We start from the raw sequence: 21,273 nt of genomic DNA, 5'->3' as shown, positions 1-21,273 counted from the left end.
TCAGTAATTTCATATTGTTTTTATTTTAATAAATGCTTAGTATACAGAATATTATTTCGTCAAAAACTTAAAGATGGGTCAGAATATCAAACTTGATAAAATTGACAGAAAAATCTTAGAGATTCTTCAGTCAAATGCAAAAATCACTAATGCTCAACTTTCGAAAGAAATAGGGCTATCTCCAGCGCCAACCTTAGAGCGTGTAAAGAAATTAGAAGTTTCAGGAATCATCAAAAGCTATCATGCAAAGCTTGATACAGATAAGATTGGCCTTGGGGTGAGCACTTTTGTGTATGCTACACTCAAAGGGCATAACAGAGGAAATATTGATATTTTCTTAGAAGAGATTAACAAAATAGATGAGGTAATCGAGTGTCATCACGTGACTGGCTCTGGCGATTTTGTGTTAAAAGTGATTGCTGCTGATATTTCGGCCTATCAAAAACTAATGTTGGAGAAAGTGAGTGACATATCTGTGGTAGATAACTTGCAGTCTATGGTCATACTCTCTACTTTTAAGGATAGCAAAGTAATGCCACTATCCGCTGGGGTGTAGGCAGAAGTTTATGTTGAAAAAGAAAAAGCAGATTCTAGATAAAAGCCAGATTGAACAAAAAATCAGGCGAATGGCCTACGAAATCTATGAGCAGAATCATGAGCTCAATGAGATTGTTTTAGTAGGAGTGGCAGAAAATGGGCAGAAAATTTCTTCAATATTGAAAAGAGAAATTGAGGCAATTTCATCAATTAAGGTGCACATAGCAGCATTAAATGTAGAAAAAGACGCACCAGTTCAGCCTCAGGTAGAGTTTTCGGACTTTCCCAAAATTGAGCAGTTTACCATGGTACTTGTTGATGATGTGATGAATTCAGGGAGAACCATGATCTATGCCCTTGATCCCTTCTTGAAAATGGGGGCAAAAAAAATACAAACTGCGGTATTGGTAAACAGAAGTCACAAACGCTTTCCAATTTCGGTAGATTATAAAGGCCTAGAATTGGCCACCACCATTCAAGAGCACATACAAGTGAATTTGACGGACTCTGATTTTTCCGCACATTTGTATTGATTTTTATTATTAGGGCTAGCCTAATACCAGACGAATTAAACCTTAAACGATTAATAAAAAATATAATGGAATCTGATTTACAAGAAAGTGTAGAAGGTGTATGGGATCTTTTAGTTGGTTATGTGGTAAGCTATGGCCTACAAGTGTTGGGGGCATTAATAACCTTAATAGTTGGAGTTTGGATTATCAAACGACTTGTAAAGCTTGCTCATAAAGCACTCATTAAAAGAGAAACCGATCCGATATTAATTCCTACCCTTGTAGGAGTGGTTAAAGTTGGTTTATATGCTGTTTTGCTTTTTGCAGTTATTGATCAAATTGGAATTGAAACCGCAAGCTTTTTAGCTGTTTTTGGTGCGGCTGGTTTGGCTATTGGTTTAGCCCTTCAAGGCAGTTTGGCCAATTTTGCTGGCGGAATATTGGTCTTAACGCTGAAGCCTTTTAAGGCAGGTGATTATGTAGAAATAGATGGTACAGGGGGCGCAGTAAATGGTGTTTCAATTATGAATACTGTTTTGAAAACACCTGACAATAAAACTATTTTTCTTCCAAACGGGAAAGTGGCGGGAGCCAATATTGTTAACTTTTCTATGGAGGAAAATCGTAGATGGGACAAAGTTTTTGGGATTGGTTATGGAGATGATTTCGAAAAAGCCAAAGGCATTATCCTTAGAATTATTGAAAGCGATAGCCGATTTTTACAAGAGCCAGCACCAATGGTAAGGGTAGGTAATCTTGGGGACAGCAGTGTAGACATTACGGTACGTGCTTGGGTAGAAACTCCAGAATATTGGAACGTGAACTGGGACATGATTGAGAAAGTGAAAAAAGCATTTGATGCCGAAGGAATTTCAATTCCTTTCCCACAAAGAGATGTACACATCTTCAATGAAAAATAACTGTAAGTAGCCATCGCTATTCTTTACAAAACAAGAAGGGGTAAATGTTTATATTTACCCCTTTAATTTTATCGACATGTCAATACACAAATCGGAAATAAAGAAAATTACCACGCACCAGCTTCAAGCCATGAAAGACCGTGGTGAGAAGATCTCCATGCTAACGGCTTATGATTATTCAATGGCCTCTTTGGTGGATGAAGCGGGTATAGATATAATTCTTGTGGGTGATTCAGCCTCTAATGTAATGGCTGGGCACGAAACCACTTTGCCTATCACACTCGATCAAATGATTTATCATGCCAGTTCAGTGGTGAGGGCGGTCAAGCGCGCTTTTGTAGCCGTAGATATTCCCTTTGGTTCGTACCAAGGAAACAGCTCTGAAGCTTTACGTTCTGCCATCAGAATAATGAAAGAGTCTGGTGCGCACAGTGTGAAGATGGAGGGAGGAGCCGAAATCAAAGAGTCAGTGACCAGAATTTTAAGTGCTGGTGTGCCGGTGATGGGGCATTTGGGCTTAACGCCTCAGTCCATTTATAAATTTGGGACTTACTCCGTAAGGGCAAAGGAAGAAGACGAAGCCGATAAGCTCATTGAAGACGCAAAGCTCTTAGAGGCTTGTGGTTGCTATGCAATCGTGCTAGAAAAAATCCCTGCTGAACTCGCCAAACGTGTTTCGGAGGAAATTAATATTCCAACCATCGGTATTGGTGCTGGGCCACATGTTGACGGTCAGGTTTTGGTAATTCACGATATGCTGGGCATAACTACGGAGTTTAAACCACGCTTTTTAAGGCAATATGCCGATTTGGGAACCACTATTAAAAACGCGGTGACAAACTATGTTAAAGATGTAAAAGCTAAAGACTTCCCCAACGAGAAAGAAAGCTATTGAAGCAGCTTAATACAGAGGTTTAGAAATCGTAGGTAAAGTCCAAGTTGAGGAACTTTCAACCTAGATAATTTCTTACCTTAGCACTATTAATTCGAATTACGAATCACATAACCGTTTAACGAAATGAGCGAACAAAAAATAACCATTAGTAACGGGGTTCTAAATGTACCCAACAACCCTATAGTTCCATTTATTGAAGGAGATGGCATTGGTGTAGATATTTGGCCAGCAGCCCAAAAAGTATTGGATAGCGCTGTTGAGAAAGCCTACAATGGTGAAAAAAGTATAGCCTGGAAAGAAGTATTGGCTGGAGAAAAGGCCTTTAACGCAACAGGTGAGTGGATGCCAGCTGCCACGTTAGATGCTTTTAGAGAATATTTAGTAGGGATTAAAGGTCCATTGACCACTCCAGTAGGAGGCGGAATTCGTTCATTGAATGTTGCCCTTCGTCAGGAATTGGATTTATACGCCTGTGTTCGCCCGGTAAGATGGTTCGAAGGAACACCTTCTCCAGTAAAGGAGCCAGGTCTTTGCGACATGGTGATTTTTAGAGAAAACACGGAAGATATTTACGCGGGTATCGAGTTCGAACAGGGAACTGATGATGCTAAGAAAATGAATGACTTTTTAAAGTCAAACTTCCCTAAAAAATTCGCGAAAGTTAGATTTCCAGAGTCTTCAGGTTATGGTTTAAAACCAGTTTCAGAAGAAGGAACACATCGTTTGGTGAAAAGTGCCATCGATTATGCTTTCGAGCAAAAAAGAGATTCAGTTACCCTTGTGCACAAAGGTAACATCATGAAATATACTGAAGGTGCTTTCAAAACTTGGGGCTACGAATTGGCTAAAAATGCCTACGGAGCCAAAGATTACCAAGGTGGCCCTTGGCAAATCATTGAGAAGGATGGACACAAAGTGATCATTAAAGATGTGATTGCTGATGCTTTCCTTCAACAAATTCTTTTAAGGCCAGCTGAGTATTCTGTCATCGCAACATTGAACCTGAATGGTGATTATGTTTCTGATGCTTTGGCTGCCATTGTTGGTGGTATTGGCATTGCTCCTGGGGCAAACATTAACTACCTGACAGGAACTGCAATTTTTGAAGCTACTCATGGTACTGCTCCAAAATATGCTGGTCAAGACAAGGTGAACCCAGGTTCAGTAATTCTTTCTGGTGCTATGATGTTAGAGTATTTTGGCTGGCAAGAAGCTGCTAACTTGATCTACAAAGGACTTGAAGCATCAATTGCTAAAAAACGTGTAACCTACGATTTCGAGCGACTGATGGACGGAGCAACACTCCTTAAATGCTCTGAATTTGGAGATGAAATTATAACGAATATGTAAACAAAATGCCCCGAAAGGGGCTTTTGTTTTTCATACCAACCCATTCAGTAATGGAAGAATTTCTCCCCTTTTTCCCCTTAAAACTTGTCGTTTTTCCTGACGAAAAACTCAACCTTCACGTTTTTGAACCTCGCTATAAACAGCTAATCAGTGAATGTGTGGCCGTAGGTAAAAGTTTTGGGATCCCTGTTTTCGATACAGGTATTATGGAGTTTGGCTCTGAAATGATCGTTGAGAAGGTGGTCAAAACTTACCCCAATGGAGAAATGGACATTGTGGCGCGTTGTACACGGGTTTTTGAACTGGTTACTTTTCAAGAAATGCTGGAGGGAAAACTCTACGCTGGTGGCAAGGTTACTTTTATTGAGAACAATAAAGATGGTGAAGCTGCGCAATGGTCTCGTTTGAAGGAATTAGCTAAACAATTGATTGAGTTGCTTAGAATGGATCACAAACTCAATGTTGCGGATTTGACCGAGGAATATCAACTGGCTCATAAATTGGGCTTATCTTTGGAACAAGAATACGATATGTTGCAGATGGAAAACCAGTCGCAGCGATACGAATATTTGATCAGCCATATGGAACGTGCCATTCCTTTTGTGAAAGAAATGGAGCGCGCCAAGGAACGAATTCAGTTGAATGGTCATTTCCAGCATATCGACCCATTGAAGTTTTAAACTAGAATGATAGAGCCTAACCTTACAGAATTCGGAACGGTATTGATTTTTATTTTGGGTGCCATCACCTTCGTGTCGGTGGGGCTTTTGGTGGCGAGTATTGTTCGTCCTAAAAAACCCAATTACGAAAAACTCACAACCTACGAATCAGGTGAAGAAACCATCGGTAGCGCTTGGGGTCAGTTCAATATCAAGTTTTATATTGTAGCCATTATTTTCCTTCTTTTCGAAGTGGAAATTATCTATCTATTTCCGTGGGCTGTCATTTTTGGCGACAAGGAATTGATTCAAGGTACTGATTATGCCTGGGCTTGGTTTGCGATTACAGAAATGTTCATCTTCATCTTTATATTGGCTTTAGGTTTGGCCTATGCATGGCGAAAAGGTTATTTGGATTGGGTAAAACCTGTCAACCGAGTTTCCGATTTCAAATCGCCAATACCTACAGAAGCATATCAAAAGTATAAAGACTAATGGGGCTTTTAGATCGAAACATACAAAAGGGTGGAATTGTCATTTCAAAATTGGATGACCTCATCAACTGGGCACGACTGTCTTCCATGTGGCCTATGGCTTTCGGGACGGCTTGCTGTGCCATTGAATTTATGGGTGCTCAATCCACGCCCTATGATTTAGATCGATTCGGTATTGTGCCTTTTGCTAGTCCGCGCCAAGCTGATGTAATGATTGTGGCGGGTACCGTAACCTTCAAAATGGCCGACCGTGTAAGAAGACTTTATGAGCAAATGGCCGAACCGCGTTATGTGGTATCCATGGGCTCTTGTTCAAATTGTGGAGGCCCTTATTGGGAACACGGCTACCACGTGGTAAAAGGTGTGGATAGAATAATTCCTGTTGATGTTTATGTGCCGGGTTGCCCACCAAGGCCAGAAGCTTTGATTGGTGGTTTGCTTAAGCTTCAAGAAAAAATAAGACGAGAAACTATTGTGGCGCCAAAAGCCATTGAAAAGTTGTTGGAAGAGAAAGCTAAAGTCGCATGAATTTCGAGCAAATCGTAAGCAATATTAAAACTAGTTTAGGAGAAGAAATCATTCTTTCTACGGATGAGAATGCCTCACCAAAAGCCATTATTATTAATGCTGAAAACTTGGTGGAGGTAATGGGTTTCCTTCAGAAAGACGATCAACTTTATTTCGATTCTCTTTCCTGTATTACTGGCCTAGACAACGGCCCAGAATCAAATACAATGGAAATGATCTATAACCTCTATTCCATTCCTTACGATCACCATTTGATGATGAAGGTAGAATTGTCAAGGGAGAAACCTGTGATCGATTCGCTTTGTAGTTTATGGAAAACGGCCGATTGGCAAGAGAGAGAAGTGTACGATATGTACGGAATCCATTTCAATAATCATCCGGATTTGAGAAGGATTTTAATGCCAGCAGATTGGGACGGTTTCCCGCTCAGAAAAGACTACCAAGAACAAGAATACTATCGCGGAATTAAAGTAGAATATTAAGTGGCGAATCAGGTACAATATATCTTCGATAAGGAGAATTTGCGCAAGTCGGCTCCTCAAAAATTCAAGTCTGAAGATTTGAAAAGAGAGGAGATGATTATCAATATTGGTCCGCAACACCCTTCCACCCACGGGGTACTTCGTTTAGAGGTTTTGGCCAAAGGTGAAGAGGTCATTGAAGTGGTTCCGCACTTGGGTTATTTGCACCGCTGCTTCGAAAAACACGCTGAAAATCTTCCATATAATCAAGTGATTCCTTTTGTGGATCGAATGGATTATTTGGCCGCTATGAATACAGAACATGCTTATGCCATGGGCGTTGAGCGCATGTTGGGCATCGATAAAATTATTCCAAAACGGGTAGAATATATCCGGGTTTTGGTGGCGGAACTGAACCGATTGGCCTCTCACTTTATTGCGCTGGGCTCTTACGGAATGGACATTGGAGCCGTTACCGCATTTTTCTGGATGACCCGAGACAGAGAGCATATTGTTCGCTTATTGGAATGGGCTTCTGGTGCGCGTATGCTCTACAATTACATTTGGGTAGGTGGCTTGTTTTACGATTTGCCCGTAGGTTTCGAAGAAAGATGCCTTGAGTTCACTACCTATTTAAAACCTAAAATTAAGGAGCTAGAAAGGGTAGTTATTGACAATAAAATATTCATTGACAGAACTGCCAATGTGGGTGTTTTACCTGTTGATTTAGCGATTAACTATGGCATCACTGGCCCAATGCTGCGTGGTTCTGGTTTAAAGTATGATCTGCGAAAAGTGGATGGCTATTCAGTTTATCCTGAAATAGATTTTGATATCCCAGTAGGCAAGGGCGAAGCAGGAACCTTAGGTGATTGTTGGGACCGGACTTGGGTGCGTGTGCAAGAGTGTTACGAGTCGATAAAGATTATTGAGCAATGCTTAGAAAAACTGAAGACTGAGCACAAGAGAACCCGTGATTTCGATCCGCGAGCCTTAGCGCCAAAGAAAATCAGACCTAAAGCACAAGATTTCTACATTCGAGCCGAAAATCCAAAAGGTGAAACTGGCTTTTTCTTCCGTGCCGATGGAAGGTCTGATGTGCCTTTCCGTTGCAAGGCACGGGGTGCAAGTTTCGTGAACCTCTCCATTATCAACGAACTCGCCAAGGGCGGTTTGATCTCAGATTTGGTTGCCGTAATCGGTTCAATTGATATTGTTTTGGGAGAAGTAGATCGCTAGACGATCCTTGCAAATTTAAAGTGCAGTTTTAAATTTGCAAGGATGATTTATTCCCCTAAGGCAATTCTTTAAGGTTGTTTTCCCTGATATAAGCCCTGGTGTTTTTCCATTTGATTTCTACCCAAATGTCTTTCTGACCCACAATTTCTACTTTGTGGCCTTCTCCAGTGATTTCGATTAAATCGGCACCAGCCGAAGGGCCGCTCATTAAATAAGCATTGGCCGAAGTGATAATTCCTTTGGTAGCCAATTGCGAAAAATTAAGCAAATAGACGGCAAGCAGAAGGGTGAATACCAAGCCTATGGTCAGCCCAGCCGATTTTTCCTCTAGCTTTTTCTTCCTTTTTAAAATCATGCTGAGAATAAGAACGCCCAGTGCAATAGACACCAACACAAAGTAATTTCGGTTTTCATCGAAGAACTTTAAAAAGAGGTTGAAGTCATTTGTGTCATAACCTTCCAGATTATTTTGCTGCGCCATTTCATTCATTTTGACCAGCACTTTTTTATCCGAAGTGAGTTTGTAATAGTTGTTCAAAGTGTAAAGTGCATTCCCTAAATCCTCCAAACTTTCGTATACAAATGCCATCTTTAAGAGCATTGCAGGTGATGCTACCTGTTCTTCGCGTGCTATTCTTTCGTAGAGCGTGAGTGATTGCGTATATAGTTTCTTTTGAAACAAAGAATCTGCACTTTTTAAGTCATTTGTAACCCCTTGAGAATAAGAGGGTTCTTGGATGCATAAAAGTCCCAGAAAAATGAATATCAGAATTTTAAAATTTCGTTCTTGCATTTAATTATTTACCTCTTACCTTTGCAGTCGCAATTAAGGAAAACGTCCTTAATACAACAAGAAAAACATTTTGATTTGGTAGCTCAGTTGGTAGAGCATCTCCCTTTTAAGGAGAGGGTCCTGGGTTCGAGCCCCAGCCAGATCACTTTCCAAAGTCTCAGCGAAAGTTGAGACTTTTTTTATGCCTCTACTTTTTTGCTTCACACTCGTGTTTTTTCCATGATTTAGCATCCATAAAGATACTAAGGTCAAACGGCAGTCTACTCGCCTTTCACATTATTTAACGGCAGGTAAAAAAATAAATGCACGGATTCGCTCATTCTGAAAAGCCAATAATAATTTAGTGCTGCTGCGTTAAGTTTTTATTCGAAACAAATACCTTAGCAGTTATACATGACAAAAAATCAACCCATAGGAATTTTTGATAGCGGAATGGGAGGCCTTACCGTAGCGCATGCGGTAAAAAACCTGCTTCCGAATGAGCAACTCATCTATTTTGGTGACAGTGCTCATTTACCTTATGGTGATAAATCTGCGGCTACCATTCAGGCCTATTCTGTCAAAATTTGCGATGTATTATTGCAGCAAGGCTGTAAGGTGATTTTGATCGCCTGTAATTCGGCTTCTGCGGCCGCTTATGAGCTTGTTAAAGCTTATGTGGGCAGCAAGGCTCAAGTGCTTAATGTTATCGACCCTGTGGTGGCTTATGTGGCTGAAAAATACAGTACTGATGCAAACATTGGTTTGATAGGTACAAAGCAGACGGTGGGTTCTGGCGTTTATGAACGAAAACTAAAAAACGAAAACCCGAAGATCAATTTTGGAGCCTTAGCAACCCCGCTTTTGGTGCCCATGATCGAAGAGGGCTTTTACAAAAATGATATTTCAGAGCAAATCATCAATCAGTACTTAGGAAGGGAAGAACTTGAAGGTATCGAAGCATTGATTTTAGGCTGCACACATTATCCTTTGATCAAAAAACAGGTGTCGGCATTTTTCCAGGATAAAATCGAAGTGATTGATTCTTCCACCATAGTTGCTCATGCTTTGCAAACTATGCTTCTGGAAAGCGATTTACTTGCCACTGAGCGTTCAGGAAAGAACAGGTTCTTAGTTTCTGATTTTACTCCTTCTTTTCAGGCCGCTGCCGAACTCTTCTTTCAAGAAGAAATTAAATTGGAGAAACACGTTTTGTGGGAGTAACTGGGCTAAATACTCCTTTGAGTTACTTTCGTTTCAAACTGACACACTTTATCCTACACAACTTGTAGACTTTACTTTACGAGTTAACGAATTATATACTTTCTTTGCAGTGAACAAGGGAAATTCGGATCGTGTACGCATTTTTATTCTTTTTAAATTTTGTGCTCATCTATACCATTTTTGCGGTGTATGCGGAAAGAAAAATCTCTGCATTCATTCAGGACAGGTATGGCCCAATGGAAACAGGCCCTTATGGTTTACTTCAAACCGTGGCCGATTTGCTCAAACTGCTTCAAAAAGAAGATATCGTTCCCTTAGCAGCCGATAAAAGGATCTTCAAAGTAGCTCCACTCATTATTTTTACTTCGGTATTTGCTGGTTTTGCCGTGCTTCCACTCACTTCGGATTTTGGCGGTTCTCAAATCGAAACGGGAATTTTCTACCTATTAGCCATCGTTTCGCTAGATGTGATTGGTATTTTGATGGCAGGATGGGGTTCTAACAGTAAATATGCCTTGCTGGGTGCCATGCGTTCTGTGGCCCAAATTATTTCTTATGAAATCCCGTTGGGACTGTCCGTGGTTTGCGTCATCATGGTTTCACAGTCGCTGAACTTACAAGAGATTGTTTATCAGCAAGGGATATTTATCAATGCCATCGACCCGAATGCTCAGAACTTCCTTTTCGGCATTAAGGCTTTGGGAATTGAAACCACCAACATTGGCGGCTTCCTGACTTGGAACATATTCAGAATTCCATTTTTCTTCTTGGCTTATCTGATCTTTTTCATTGCCTCTTTGGCCGAAGCCAACCGTGCTCCATTTGATATTCCGATTGCAGAATCGGAATTGGTCGCTGGTTTCCATGTAGAATATTCAGGCTTCAGATGGGCCATGATCATGCTCTCAGAATATGGCATGATGCTCTTGATTTCATTTTTAGGAGCGATACTGTTTTGGGGTGGTTGGAATACTCCACTACCCAACATTGGTTCGGTAGCTTTGGCCGATTGGACCAGTGGTGAACCGGGTACGATTGCAGGGCATTTATGGGGTGCATTTTGGTTGGTGTCGAAAGCTTTGCTTACCGTTGGTTTGCAGATTTGGATTCGTTGGACCTACCCTAGATTAAGGCTAGATCAGCTCATGAATTTGAGCTGGAAATACCTGACTCCGGGCGCTATAATTTTGGTTTTGGTGAGTGCTTTGTGGAGATTGCTGATGATATGAGTAAGTACTGGAAAAATATCGCCATTGCTACAAAAACCCTGAAAGAAGGGCTCAAGGTTACTTTTGAGCATATGAAGGATGCTACTACTCAGCGCGATCCATTGTATGTGGACGATGAAAATTACTTCGAGAAACAGAACGGAATTTTTGCCACACAATACCCTAAAGAAATTATTCCTGTGCCAGACAATGGGCGCTATAAGCTTCACAATGAAATTGAAGACTGTATTGTCTGTGACAAGTGCGCTAAAATTTGCCCAGTAGACTGTATTGACATTGAGCCAGTGAGGGCAGTAGAAGAGATTGGAAAAACATCCGATGGCACCCCAAAACGGATTCATGCCGCCAAGTTTGATATCGATATGGCGAAATGCTGCTTCTGTGGTTTGTGTACTACTGTTTGCCCTACGGAATGCCTGACCATGACCAAGGAATACGATTTCAGCGCTTTCGATTTCGCAGAGCATAACTTTGTATTTGGCGAAATGACACCGCTGGAAATCATTGAAAAAAGACAGGCCTTAGAAGAATTCAACAAAAAGAAGGAAGAAGAGAAAGAGAAAATGGCGGCCTTTGCCAAAAGCAAACCTGCCACTGAAACGGATGCAAAACCTGCGGGTGCAAAGCCAGTTTTTAGGCCGAAAGCAATGAAACCGAAAACAGCAGCTACTTCTACTGAAGAAAAATCGGATGATGCGCCTAAGTCAGTAAGGCCAAAAGTGGTGATGAAACCGAAAATTCAGGCCAAGAAAACAGAGGAGCCAAAGGAAGAAACTAAAGCAGAAGGCGTTCCGAATGCTGCAAGACCGAAAATCCCGATGAAGCCGAAAATTCCTGCGGCACCAAAAGTGGAGACTTCAGAAGAAAAGCCTGTGCAGCGTGTGGTCATTCGACCTAAAATTCATGTGAGAAAGAAAGAGGAGGAAGGTTCTTCGGAAGAAGCCAAGCCAAAACCTCGCCCGATAATGCGGCCAAAAATCCAGCCGAAGAAAAAGGATGATGAAGATGAAAATGAGACAAACGATTAACGGATGCCAATAGAGAACATCATATTTTATGCGTTTTTAGGACTTACGGGTCTGTCGGCATTGTTTATTCTCTTGTCGAAGAATATTCTGTATTCGGCATTTGCGCTGATCGCGACCTTTATTGGAATGGCAGGCATTTTCGTTTTACTCGGTGCTGAATTTGTGGCCATCACCCAAATTTTAGTCTATGTAGGGGGCATCCTCATATTGATGGTATTTGGCATTATGCTCACCAATCGCTTGTCACAAGCCAAAGTGGAGACAGAGGTGTACAATAAGTTTTTTGGAATTTTGATCTCCGCTGGGCTGTTTTATATTTTGGCCAAAGCCATTGGTATGGCCGATTTCGCCAATATTGGCTGGATGAAAAATGCGCCTTCAGCACCTTCTAGTGTTCGAGATTTAGGAATGAAAATCATGACCGATTATGTACTGGTTTTCGAAGTCATTGGTATTTTACTTTTACTGGCTTTAATTGGCGCTGTGCGCATTGCAGGAAATACAAGAGAGGAGGGAGTCGATGCCGCTTAATACCATTTTGCTTTTGGGCGCTGCCTTGTTCTGTATCGGTTTGGCCGTTGTGGTTACCCGCAAAAATGCCATTGCCGTCTTGATTGGAATCGAACTTATGCTGAATGCTGCCAACTTAAACTTAGTTGCTTTTAGTCGTTTTGATGCAGTAGAGTTGCAAGGCCAGGTCTTTGCGCTTTTCGTGATTACCGTGGCCGCTGCCGAAGCCGCAGTAGCCTTGGCGATTGTGATCAAAGTCTATCAACATTTCCAAACGGCCAATCTGGATAAAATCAATGAACTGAAAGGATGATTGATTTGAACGACATCATATCGACCACGGAATTTAATCCTTTGATCTACTGGATCATCGCTTTGATGGCCATTCCGTTACTGTCGTTTTTCACAACCACCTTTCTAAAGAAAATAGCGCCTGTCTGGGCCACGCTGTTATTGGGAATTAACCTTTCGATTTCCATTTATCTAGCTTCCCAATACTGGGATACTACGGGAGTATCCATTCGCGGCAATTGGTTCAGCATTGGCGATACGCAACTCACCTATTCTTTCCTGATCGACCAACTGGCGCTGATTATGCTGGTGGTGGTTAATTTTATTTCAGTATTGGTGCATTTCTTTTCTATGGAATACATGCGCCATGATGAGAACAAATCCCGCTATTTTGGTTTGCTTGGGCTGTTTACCTTCTCCATGTTGGGCATTATTCTCTTTTACGATTTGCTCTTCATTTTCATTTTTTGGGAACTGGTGGGCTTGTCTTCGTTCCTGCTTATTGGTTTTTGGTTCGAAAAGAAATCAGCGTCTCTGGCAGCTAACAAAGCCTTTATCATGAACCGCATTGGTGATTTAGGTTTCATCACTGGTTTGATGATTCTCTATTCGCAATTTCAAACTTTCGATTTAGAAGGCATAAAATCATTGACGGTACTCAGCAGTATTGAAGACGAAAATTGGGTAGCAGAATACTTTAAAAATGGTGAACTGGTCAGAAATAGCCTCGATGGCCGATGGCTCAGTGCAGCAGGAATTGCGTTGTTTTGTGGGGCTGTAGGTAAATCTGCTCAATTCCCATTACAAGTCTGGCTTCCCGATGCGATGGAAGGCCCAACGCCAGTTTCTGCTTTGATTCATGCGGCTACCATGGTGGCGGCTGGTGTGTTTATGATCGCACGAATCTTTGTGATTTTAGATGCTCAGGCCTTGGAAGTTGTGGCCGTTGTTGGTGCCATTACTGCTTTCATGGCTGCCGTTGCAGCTTTCTCACAATTCGACATTAAAAAGGTTTTGGCCTACAGCACCATTTCACAATTGGGCTATATGGTTTTGGCCATGGGAGTGGGCGCTTATACGGCTGGACTTTTTCATTTGGTAACACACGCCATGTTTAAGGCTGGACTTTTCTTAAGTGCTGGAACCATCATTCACCAACTGCATCAGCTTGAGGGCAAGGATGTCAATTTCGATCCGCAAGACATGCGCGTGATGGGTGGACTTCGGAAGTACATGCCAGTCACCTTCATCTGCTTTATGATTTGTGCATTGGCCTTGGCGGGTTTACCAGGTTTTTCTGGCTTCCTTTCCAAAGATGCCATTTTATTGAACACTGCGGTGTGGATTGACGAAAAGGGTGGAGGCTTCTATTTTATTGAAGTACTGGCATTTGCTACGGTATTGATCACTGCTTTCTACACCTTCAGAATGATCTTCTTGGTATTCACTGGCGATTTCAGGTTACCTAAACTTATTCCAGCGAGTGCTACCCTAAAGCCTTTACAGGAAGGAAATGTTTTCTTGAAGTTGCCAATGGTGCTATTGGCCATTGGCTCTCTGAGCATAATCTTTGGCTTTACCATGAAGGCAGAAAACACATGGTTTTATCAATTAATTCAAGATCCAATTTTCTTGGTGCCCGAAAGTTATGCGGCATTCAACCTGATGGATTTGCCTCATGAGTGGTTCGAGAATTTGCATTCCCAGGTGGTAGTTATTTCAATTGGTTTGGCATTGTCGGGGCTAGTTATTGCCTATTTCTTATTCAAACCAGGAGCAAAGTTTTCGGCTTCTTTTGCAGAAAAGCGCGAACCAATTGGTTTAGTTGGTCAGATTTCATTTTACCACTGGTATCAGAATGCGCTTTACGAAAAAGTTATATTGAAATTTATAATTTGGAAGGCGAGGCGCATTGCTTGGTTCGACCGCGTGATTTTAGATGGGTTCATCAACTTTATCGCCAAGTTTCAGGTGGTGTTTGCGCACCTCATTGCTTGGTTCGACAGGAATATCATTGATGGATTCGTACATTTGACGACTTATACCACAGGGCGCGTTGGGCAACTGACGCGTTCGGTGCAGTCTGGCAATGTACAAGCATATATTATGGCTGCTTTGGCCTTTTTAATTCTCATGTTAATCTGGCTTCTATTTTAGTGAAATGATAGAAAATCTTTTAACCTATATCATATTTACCCCGCTGCTTGGCGCACTTGTGGTTTTGTTTTTACCACAGTCTAAAACCAGTAGTTTCAAATGGGTGGCTCTTGGCGCATTGGGTGTTACGCTTGTACTATCCGTATTGGCAGTTACTAGTTTCGATGCTTCAGTAGAAGGTCTTACCAATTCCGAAGATCAGCTTCAGCTGGTGGATAAAGCCAAATGGTTTTCGGTTGAACTGGGTTCCCTCGGTAAATTCTCTGTCGATTATTTTGTAGGTGTCGATGGATTAAATCTGTCTTTACTGCTCCTAGCGGCTATTGTGCTTTTTATTGGCGCTATTTCTTCCTTTGGAATTAAGCAAAAACAGAAGGGCTATTTTGGATTGTACTTACTGCTTTCGACTTCGGTTTTAGGTTGTTTTGTTGCCCTCGATTTCTTCCTTTTCTACCTCTTTTTTGAATTTATGCTTTTGCCCATGTATTTCCTTATCGGAATTTGGGGCGGACCGAGAAGAGAATACGCTGCCATTAAATTCTTTCTTTATACCCTAGTCGGTTCCATCCTGATCCTGATCGTTATGATTGGTCTTTACAATTCGGTTTATGACCCAGTAAAAACCGGCATGGAAGCGGGAGTGATTGAAAATGTTTCTGAGGCTTCTCCAGAGGTGATCAGTAATATTCAGTTTGCGGTGCAATCGGGTCAAATAGAAAGTGAAAATATTGTGAAGTCGTTTAACATGATTTCAATGGCGGATGATGCCAATTACTTGCCTGATTCATTTTTGGGTAAAAATAGTTATGGCGAAATTTTCGGCCAATCTGCCCGATGGATGGCGTTTTTAGCTTTGTTGATCGGTTTTGCGATTAAGCTGCCAGCTTTCCCTTTCCACACTTGGTTACCCGATGCACACGTAGAAGCACCAACCGCAGTTTCGGTAGTGCTGGCAGGCATCCTCTTGAAAATTGGAGGTTACGGAATCATCCGAACGGCTTTTAGTTTCTTCCCGGATAGCGCTTTTCACTATGCTTGGCTCATTGGCTTTTTTGGCTTGTTCTCCATTTTATATGGCGCCATGAACGCTTTGGCGCAAAAAGATTTAAAGCGATTGATCGCTTACAGCTCTGTTTCTCACATGGGCTTTGTGCTACTTGGCTTAGCCGCTATGACAGTGGAGGGGGTCACTGGCGCTATTTATCAAATGTTCAGTCATGGATTAATATCAAGTATGCTCTTCCTTTTGGTGGGCGTTTTATACGATCGAACGCATGACCGTGGAATCGAAAACTATGGAGGTTTGGCTTCTAAAATGCCTAAATTTACCATTCTCATTACCATCGCTTTCTTTGCCTCATTAGGCTTGCCAGGCTTCTCGGGCTTTATTGCCGAACTTATGGTGTTTATCGGAGCCTTCAAATCTTCAACTGTAATTGGTGCCATTCCATATTGGATGCCAGTGGTGGCTACTTTAGGTTTAGTATTGGGCGCAGGCTATTATTTATGGACACTCCAGCGAATGTTCTTTGGTAAGTTCTGGGTAAAGGACAAGGCATGGAGAGAGACTTTGGTAGATTTGAATGCCAGAGAATATGTGATGCTGATTCCGTTGGTAATCCTGATCATTTGGTTTGGTATTTACCCAGCAACCCTGCTCGATCTCATTAATAATTCAGTGGAAGGTTTCACACAACTCTTAATCCTTTCGGTTGAATGATGTTGCTGCAATCCAATATGGCACTCGGGCTGAAGGAGCAAATTCAAGGCATTTCGGCTGATATTGCTTGGTTAGCACCAGAAATCACTTTGGTCATCACCGCAGTGCTTCTGCTTATTTACGATCTAATTTTCAAAGAAAATAAGTCTGTTGGCTTGGCTGCGATTGCCTTTGTAGGAATGGCCTTCACCTTGGCTTTACTCTTTTCTGGTTGGGGAAATGTTGGGGATGGTAGAACGCTTATGGGCGGAATGATTCGTCTGGATGGAGCAGCCGTTTACTTAAAAGCACTTTTCAGTATTGGTGGATTGATCGGTTTAGTAATGATGCTTCGTTCTAAGAAAAAGGAGCAATTCTTTAAATCAAGCGAAATGCTTCTGCTGTTCTTCGGTTTGGTTTTGGGCACATTCTTGATGACCATGTCCATTAATTTTTTAATGGTGTATGTGGCCATCGAACTGGTTTCTATTTGTTCTTATGTGCTCACGGGGCTTTTTAAAAGCAAAAGAAATTCTGAAGCAGCCATGAAGTATTTGCTGTTTGGCGCAGTGGCTTCTGCCGTAATGATTTACGGGATGAGCTGGCTGTATGGTTTTACTGGCACATTAGATTTTACTTCAATAGCCTTTGCAGAAGGGATTTCTCGAGTGGCTGTGTTTCCGCTTTCATTGGCGTTGATCATGACTATTGGTGGTTTCGTTTTCAAATTGGGCGCTTTCCCTTTTCATATTTGGTCACCCGATGTATACGAGGCCAGCCCAACACCTATTGTGGCCATATTCTCTTCGCTACCGAAATTGGCGGCCTTGGCTATTTTATTCCGCTTTGTAGCAAGCCTTGATTTAGCATTAGTTGATTGGCAATTGTGGTTAGGTATTATTGCCATTGCCAGCATGACGGTGGGTAATTTTTCCGCCTTATGGCAAAAGGATGTCAAACGAATGTTGGCTTATTCTTCCATTGCCCACGCGGGTTTCCTTTTGGTTGGGGTTTTGGCTTTTTCTGAAAGCGGTGCAACTTCTGCCTTATTCTACGGAAGTATTTATCTCTTAATGAATTTTGGGGCTTTCTTCCTTATTCAAGTCTTCGAAAATAAAGAAGGGCAAACGTCCTTCAATTCATTGAGAGGAATGGGAACAAAACTGCCTTATTTGGGCGTATTGCTACTCATTGTAATGATCTCGCTGACAGGTCTTCCGCCTATGGCTGGTTTTAATGCCAAGCTCTATATTTTCTCAAGCCTGTGGGAATCTTGGCAAATTATGGGTTCGAACATTTTAATTTGGGTCTTTATTTTCGGCTTGTTGAACACCGCGGTTTCGCTCTTTTTCTATCTAAAAATACCTTATTACATGTTTTTTAAGGGTAGAGAAGAAGTTGAGATCCCAGTATCAGGAAATTTGACTGACAAAATCTTGGGCACTATTTTAGTCTTGCCCCTGTTGTTGTTATTCTTTAAATCAGATTGGTTGTTGAACGTTTTGAATAGTATTAACTTTGCCCCTTGAATCGACTAAATGAGCGAACAAATTAAACACGAGTGCGGGATTGCTAAAATCCGTCTTCGAAAACCCCTCCAATACTACATCGACAAGTATGGCTCAGCCACCTACGCCATAAGCAAACTCTACATCATGATGCAAAAGCAAGCCAACCGTGGTCAAGACGGGGTTGGAGTGGCGAACATCAAGCTAGGAGTAGACCCGGGAATTCGATACATAAGTCGTTATAGGACGATCGAGCAACAGCCAATCACTAGTATTTTCGGGAAAATCAATAAGAAATTTGAGAAGGCGAAGAAGAAAGAAGGTTACAATCTTAAGGACGCCCAGTGGTTAAAAAATAACATGGGTTTTACTGGAGAGCTTTGGTTAGGACACCTTCGATACGGAACGCACGGCAAGAATAGCATAGAAAGTTGCCATCCCTTTTTAAGACAGAATAATTGGAGAAGCCGTAACCTTGTCATGGCGGGCAACTTCAACATGACCAATGTAGACGAGCTCTTCGATCTGTTGGTAAGCCTTGGGCAGCATCCGAAAGAAAAAACCGATACCGTTACTGTAATGGAAAAAATCGGGCACTTTATGGACGAGGAGAATCAGCGCCTTTTCGATAAGTACAAAAAGAAAAAAAGTAACGCTGAAATTACGGAGATTATAGAAAATGAATTGAATATTCAGCGCGTGCTGAAACGTTCATTCAAAGATTTTGATGGTGGTTATGCCATGGTAGGCTTGTTGGGCCACGGAGCCTCTTTTGTGGTGCGTGACCCTAACGGAATTCGGCCAGCCTTCAAATATATTGACGATGAAGTGATCGTGGTGGCCTCTGAAAAGCAGGCGATCAAAGCGGCCTTCAATGTAAACTATTCCGACATTTCTGAAGTAGAGCCAGGCCACGCGCTAATTGTGCACAAGGATGGTGAATGGGACGAAGTGCCGATCATGAAGAAGCGTGAACTTAAGGCTTGTTCTTTCGAAAGGATTTATTTCTCGAAAGGCACCGATCCAGATATCTATCGTGAAAGGAAAGAGCTTGGTAAGCTGTTGATTCCTCAAATTTTGAAAGCGGTAAATTTCGACCTAAAGAATACCGTTTTCTCTTATATACCAAACACGGCTGAAACTTCTTTCTTGGGAATGATGCAGGGAGTTGATGAATACCTACTTCGCAAAAGGAAAGACATTATTATTGACGGGAAACCTCACATTGATGATGTAGAAGAGCTTTTGAGCTTTCAGCCTAGGGTAGAGAAACTGGTAATTAAAGACGCTAAACTCCGTACTTTCATTGCGAGTGATGAAAGCCGTGATCAGTTGGTGGCCAGTGTTTACGATACGACCTACGAAGTGATTAAAAAGAAGATAGACACTATCGTTGTGGTAGATGATTCGATTGTTAGAGGAACTACTTTGGAGAAAAGTATTCTGAAAATGCTCGATTTATTAGAGCCTAAAAAGATCGTGATTGTTTCTTCGGCTCCGCAAATTCGCTACCCAGATTGCTACGGAATCGATATGTCTAAAATGAAGGAATTTGTGGCTTTTAGGGCTATGCTGGAATTGTTAGATGAGAAATATGGGAAAGGTCATCAAGAGCTAAAAAAGGCATACGATATAGCGGCTCAAAACATTAATAATAAAGAGCAGACAAACTACATCCAGGGGCTTTATGATCAGTTTACTGACGATGAAATTTCGGCTAAAATCACAGAAATTGTGAGGCCAAAAGGGATGAAAGCTGAACTAGAAGTCGTTTATCAAACGGTTGAAAACTTGCACAAAGCCTGCCCAGATAATTCTGGTGATTGGTATTTCACTGGCAACTATCCAACTCAAGGTGGGCATAGAGTAGTGAATAAATCGTTTATGAATTTCTTTGAAGGAAAAGAAGGAAGGGCTTATTAAGCCCTTTTTTTATGTCTCAATTTTCTAAGGCAATAAGCTAAAGTCAATTTTAGGGGCAACTCTCAACGGTTCACGTTCAATCATGCTGTCAATGATTGTCCAGCCGCTAAAGAAGCCACAATTTTGCATAAAGAAAGAAGTGCCTTCAGCACCACCTGCATAGTCCATTCTAGATTCTTTTCTGGCCGTAGCATCAGCTGTAAACTTCGCGGTGGTCATTTCATGCCAGTTACCATTGGTGTCGTACACCCATTGATTTGTATAGAGTCCTTTGCGGGTCTGGTTGCCCGTTTCGGTATGGAAATTCTCTAAGAATGAATGAGGCCTTTTTAGATAAGTGTTGGTTTTGGGTCTTCTGAAAGAGGCGATCAATTCCCACCTGCCTATTTCGGGAGCAAAGAAATAAGCCGTGTAATCAGTATTGTCATTTCCTGCTGGTTCGGCTTTTAAAAGGAAACGATAGCTGGTTCCGGCTTTCCACATGTACTTGTGGTAACTTTGTCCGCCAGAACCTTCATTGCCAAATTCGCCTGTATAAACGCCATCTCCTTTTTTTAGCATTTTAATCTGTTGGTCTTCGGGAATTTCTTTTGGGTTATCGGTTTTGAATGGGCTCCAAACTGAGAAAAGAATTCTTCTTTCGTCAGCGCCATTTACTTGCATGCCAAAGTAACCTTCAGCAAAACCATTGGCCATAAAGTAACTGCCCAATACATCTTCGCCTTTGGGCACATTAATTTCATTATAAAAGTACAGCACATCAGATGCTGCTTCCGGTACTTGATAAGTCAAATGAACAGATGGTCCTCTTCTGCCCCAATAGAAATCATCTTTCGCGAAATAGACTTTGTCTTCGGTTGCTGAACCACCGATGAGTACTTCCGAAATATCTATTGACGCAGCGTTGTCTTCTCCTGTAATTTTGAGCGTATGATAGCCAGGGTTATCAATGTTGAAAGTGGCAATTGAAACCAAATCGAGTTCAGTATTAGAGAGCTTTACACTTTGTTTTTCACCATTAAAACTGACGTTCAAAGTTGTAGCGCTGGCCGATTTTGCTCTCATTCCAATTTTTATTTCGCCTGTTTCAGCCGTATAAAAATAGGTTTTGGCCGAGGCACCATTTGGGTTCCAATCCTTTACTCCATCATTGAGTAATTGCCTGTCTTGCTCTGATTCCAGTCCATCAATCCAAGTGTTTCCTTTGGTTGGTATGGCTATTGGTAGCTCTTCCAGAGTAAATTTTTCCGCTTTCGGGGCACATCCAAACACTGTAGAAACGATAAATAATACGACTAATCTATACATCGGGATATATTTTAAGATTCGAAAGTAAC

At 41.6% G+C, this 21,273-nt stretch carries 21 protein-coding genes and 1 tRNA gene; 20 read left to right on the top strand and 2 right to left on the bottom strand.

Annotated features, from left to right (window positions below; genetic code table 11):
• The first annotated feature begins 73 nt into the window (after positions 1 to 73).
• From VOI17_RS00540 to VOI17_RS00495, 10 genes are all read left to right on the top strand, one after another.
• Positions 74 to 556, top strand: coding sequence for an Lrp/AsnC family transcriptional regulator (locus tag VOI17_RS00540; protein WP_323755283.1), 483 nt, complete (start codon positions 74 to 76; stop codon positions 554 to 556).
• Between the two features lie 10 nt (positions 557 to 566).
• Positions 567 to 1,070, top strand: coding sequence for a phosphoribosyltransferase family protein (locus VOI17_RS00535; RefSeq protein ID WP_323755282.1), 504 nt, complete (start codon positions 567 to 569; stop codon positions 1,068 to 1,070).
• A gap of 65 nt (positions 1,071 to 1,135) precedes the next feature.
• On the top strand, positions 1,136 to 1,969 hold the full coding sequence (locus tag VOI17_RS00530; RefSeq protein ID WP_323755281.1) for a mechanosensitive ion channel family protein: 834 nt from the start codon (positions 1,136 to 1,138) through the stop codon (positions 1,967 to 1,969).
• A 76-nt stretch (positions 1,970 to 2,045) separates the two neighbouring features.
• On the top strand, positions 2,046 to 2,864 hold the full coding sequence (gene panB, locus VOI17_RS00525; protein WP_323755280.1) for a 3-methyl-2-oxobutanoate hydroxymethyltransferase: 819 nt from the start codon (positions 2,046 to 2,048) through the stop codon (positions 2,862 to 2,864).
• Between the two features lie 123 nt (positions 2,865 to 2,987).
• Positions 2,988 to 4,214, top strand: a complete 1,227-nt coding sequence (gene icd, locus VOI17_RS00520; protein ID WP_323755279.1) for an NADP-dependent isocitrate dehydrogenase — start codon at positions 2,988 to 2,990, stop codon at positions 4,212 to 4,214.
• Between the two features lie 50 nt (positions 4,215 to 4,264).
• Positions 4,265 to 4,894, top strand: coding sequence for an LON peptidase substrate-binding domain-containing protein (locus VOI17_RS00515; protein ID WP_323755278.1), 630 nt, complete (start codon positions 4,265 to 4,267; stop codon positions 4,892 to 4,894).
• Positions 4,895 to 4,900: 6 nt separating this feature from the next.
• Positions 4,901 to 5,368 carry an NADH-quinone oxidoreductase subunit A gene (locus tag VOI17_RS00510; RefSeq protein ID WP_323755277.1) on the top strand — a complete coding sequence of 156 codons (468 nt, stop codon included), beginning with the start codon at positions 4,901 to 4,903 and terminating at the stop codon, positions 5,366 to 5,368.
• On the top strand, positions 5,368 to 5,895 hold the full coding sequence (gene nuoB / locus VOI17_RS00505) for an NADH-quinone oxidoreductase subunit NuoB (protein WP_323755276.1): 528 nt from the start codon (positions 5,368 to 5,370) through the stop codon (positions 5,893 to 5,895). The genes VOI17_RS00510 and nuoB overlap by 1 nt, the downstream gene beginning before the upstream one ends.
• Positions 5,892 to 6,377 (top strand): NADH-quinone oxidoreductase subunit C, encoded by a 486-nt coding sequence (locus tag VOI17_RS00500; RefSeq protein WP_323755275.1) that lies wholly within the window; start codon positions 5,892 to 5,894, stop codon positions 6,375 to 6,377. Before nuoB ends, VOI17_RS00500 begins: the two co-directional genes overlap by 4 nt.
• Entirely contained in the window at positions 6,378 to 7,595 is a 1,218-nt protein-coding gene (locus tag VOI17_RS00495) for an NADH-quinone oxidoreductase subunit D (protein ID WP_323755274.1), read from the top strand.
• 55 nt (positions 7,596 to 7,650) lie between these two features.
• On the opposite strand, the gene VOI17_RS00490 is transcribed toward VOI17_RS00495, so the two are convergent.
• Complete coding sequence (locus VOI17_RS00490) at positions 7,651 to 8,388, bottom strand: hypothetical protein (RefSeq protein ID WP_323755273.1); 738 nt, start codon at positions 8,386 to 8,388, stop codon at positions 7,651 to 7,653.
• 72 nt (positions 8,389 to 8,460) lie between these two features.
• Here VOI17_RS00490 and VOI17_RS00485 point away from each other — a divergent pair.
• The 10 genes from VOI17_RS00485 (at position 8,461) to VOI17_RS00440 (ending at position 19,936) form a co-directional block, all read left to right on the top strand.
• A tRNA-Lys gene (locus VOI17_RS00485) sits at positions 8,461 to 8,533 on the top strand.
• 248 nt (positions 8,534 to 8,781) lie between these two features.
• Positions 8,782 to 9,591: a glutamate racemase gene (gene murI / locus VOI17_RS00480; RefSeq protein ID WP_323755272.1), complete on the top strand. Its 810-nt coding sequence runs from the start codon at positions 8,782 to 8,784 to the stop codon at positions 9,589 to 9,591.
• Between the two features lie 131 nt (positions 9,592 to 9,722).
• Positions 9,723 to 10,820, top strand: a complete 1,098-nt coding sequence (locus VOI17_RS00475; protein ID WP_323755271.1) for a complex I subunit 1 family protein — start codon at positions 9,723 to 9,725, stop codon at positions 10,818 to 10,820.
• Positions 10,817 to 11,848 (top strand): 4Fe-4S dicluster domain-containing protein, encoded by a 1,032-nt coding sequence (locus VOI17_RS00470; protein ID WP_323755270.1) that lies wholly within the window; start codon positions 10,817 to 10,819, stop codon positions 11,846 to 11,848. The genes VOI17_RS00475 and VOI17_RS00470 overlap by 4 nt, the downstream gene beginning before the upstream one ends.
• Before the next feature lie 3 nt (positions 11,849 to 11,851).
• The gene (locus VOI17_RS00465) at positions 11,852 to 12,379 is read left to right on the top strand and encodes an NADH-quinone oxidoreductase subunit J (protein WP_323755269.1); all 528 of its coding nucleotides are present in this window, start codon (positions 11,852 to 11,854) and stop codon (positions 12,377 to 12,379) included.
• Positions 12,369 to 12,671: an NADH-quinone oxidoreductase subunit NuoK gene (nuoK, locus tag VOI17_RS00460; protein ID WP_323755268.1), complete on the top strand. Its 303-nt coding sequence runs from the start codon at positions 12,369 to 12,371 to the stop codon at positions 12,669 to 12,671. Before VOI17_RS00465 ends, nuoK begins: the two co-directional genes overlap by 11 nt.
• Positions 12,668 to 14,806 carry an NADH-quinone oxidoreductase subunit L gene (nuoL, locus tag VOI17_RS00455; protein WP_323755267.1) on the top strand — a complete coding sequence of 713 codons (2,139 nt, stop codon included), beginning with the start codon at positions 12,668 to 12,670 and terminating at the stop codon, positions 14,804 to 14,806. Before nuoK ends, nuoL begins: the two co-directional genes overlap by 4 nt.
• Before the next feature lie 4 nt (positions 14,807 to 14,810).
• Complete coding sequence (locus tag VOI17_RS00450; RefSeq protein WP_323755266.1) at positions 14,811 to 16,526, top strand: NADH-quinone oxidoreductase subunit M; 1,716 nt, start codon at positions 14,811 to 14,813, stop codon at positions 16,524 to 16,526.
• A complete protein-coding gene (locus VOI17_RS00445) occupies positions 16,523 to 18,034 on the top strand; it encodes an NADH-quinone oxidoreductase subunit N (protein WP_323755265.1) in 1,512 nt (503 codons plus the stop codon). Before VOI17_RS00450 ends, VOI17_RS00445 begins: the two co-directional genes overlap by 4 nt.
• A gap of 9 nt (positions 18,035 to 18,043) precedes the next feature.
• Positions 18,044 to 19,936: an amidophosphoribosyltransferase gene (locus tag VOI17_RS00440; RefSeq protein ID WP_323755264.1), complete on the top strand. Its 1,893-nt coding sequence runs from the start codon at positions 18,044 to 18,046 to the stop codon at positions 19,934 to 19,936.
• A 24-nt stretch (positions 19,937 to 19,960) separates the two neighbouring features.
• Here the strand turns inward: VOI17_RS00440 and VOI17_RS00435 are convergent, their stop codons facing one another.
• Positions 19,961 to 21,244, bottom strand: a complete 1,284-nt coding sequence (locus VOI17_RS00435; protein ID WP_323755263.1) for a DUF3472 domain-containing protein — start codon at positions 21,242 to 21,244, stop codon at positions 19,961 to 19,963.
• Positions 21,245 to 21,273 lie beyond the last annotated feature (29 nt).

Origin of the sequence: Roseivirga sp., assembly GCF_034669765.1 — a bacterium.
Lineage (GTDB): Bacteria > Bacteroidota > Bacteroidia > Cytophagales > Cyclobacteriaceae > Roseivirga.
Note: the sequence above shows the minus strand (reverse complement) of the source record. Positions and strands in the feature narration are given on the sequence as shown.

What these genes read in the sequence shown, in the direction of transcription:
- VOI17_RS00540 (WP_323755283.1), top strand. Translation starts at nt 74, where the DNA reads ATGGGTCAGAATATCAAACTTGATAAAATTGACAGAAAAATCTTAGAG.
- VOI17_RS00535 (WP_323755282.1), top strand. Translation starts at nt 567, where the DNA reads ATGTTGAAAAAGAAAAAGCAGATTCTAGATAAAAGCCAGATTGAACAA.
- VOI17_RS00530 (WP_323755281.1), top strand. Translation starts at nt 1,136, where the DNA reads ATGGAATCTGATTTACAAGAAAGTGTAGAAGGTGTATGGGATCTTTTA.
- panB (WP_323755280.1), top strand. Translation starts at nt 2,046, where the DNA reads ATGTCAATACACAAATCGGAAATAAAGAAAATTACCACGCACCAGCTT.
- icd (WP_323755279.1), top strand. Translation starts at nt 2,988, where the DNA reads ATGAGCGAACAAAAAATAACCATTAGTAACGGGGTTCTAAATGTACCC.
- VOI17_RS00515 (WP_323755278.1), top strand. Translation starts at nt 4,265, where the DNA reads ATGGAAGAATTTCTCCCCTTTTTCCCCTTAAAACTTGTCGTTTTTCCT.
- VOI17_RS00510 (WP_323755277.1), top strand. Translation starts at nt 4,901, where the DNA reads ATGATAGAGCCTAACCTTACAGAATTCGGAACGGTATTGATTTTTATT.
- nuoB (WP_323755276.1), top strand. Translation starts at nt 5,368, where the DNA reads ATGGGGCTTTTAGATCGAAACATACAAAAGGGTGGAATTGTCATTTCA.
- VOI17_RS00500 (WP_323755275.1), top strand. Translation starts at nt 5,892, where the DNA reads ATGAATTTCGAGCAAATCGTAAGCAATATTAAAACTAGTTTAGGAGAA.
- VOI17_RS00490 (WP_323755273.1), bottom strand. Translation starts at nt 8,388, where the DNA reads ATGCAAGAACGAAATTTTAAAATTCTGATATTCATTTTTCTGGGACTT.
- murI (WP_323755272.1), top strand. Translation starts at nt 8,782, where the DNA reads ATGACAAAAAATCAACCCATAGGAATTTTTGATAGCGGAATGGGAGGC.
- VOI17_RS00470 (WP_323755270.1), top strand. Translation starts at nt 10,817, where the DNA reads ATGAGTAAGTACTGGAAAAATATCGCCATTGCTACAAAAACCCTGAAA.
- VOI17_RS00465 (WP_323755269.1), top strand. Translation starts at nt 11,852, where the DNA reads ATGCCAATAGAGAACATCATATTTTATGCGTTTTTAGGACTTACGGGT.
- nuoK (WP_323755268.1), top strand. Translation starts at nt 12,369, where the DNA reads ATGCCGCTTAATACCATTTTGCTTTTGGGCGCTGCCTTGTTCTGTATC.
- nuoL (WP_323755267.1), top strand. Translation starts at nt 12,668, where the DNA reads ATGATTGATTTGAACGACATCATATCGACCACGGAATTTAATCCTTTG.
- VOI17_RS00450 (WP_323755266.1), top strand. Translation starts at nt 14,811, where the DNA reads ATGATAGAAAATCTTTTAACCTATATCATATTTACCCCGCTGCTTGGC.
- VOI17_RS00445 (WP_323755265.1), top strand. Translation starts at nt 16,523, where the DNA reads ATGATGTTGCTGCAATCCAATATGGCACTCGGGCTGAAGGAGCAAATT.
- VOI17_RS00440 (WP_323755264.1), top strand. Translation starts at nt 18,044, where the DNA reads ATGAGCGAACAAATTAAACACGAGTGCGGGATTGCTAAAATCCGTCTT.
- VOI17_RS00435 (WP_323755263.1), bottom strand. Translation starts at nt 21,244, where the DNA reads ATGTATAGATTAGTCGTATTATTTATCGTTTCTACAGTGTTTGGATGT.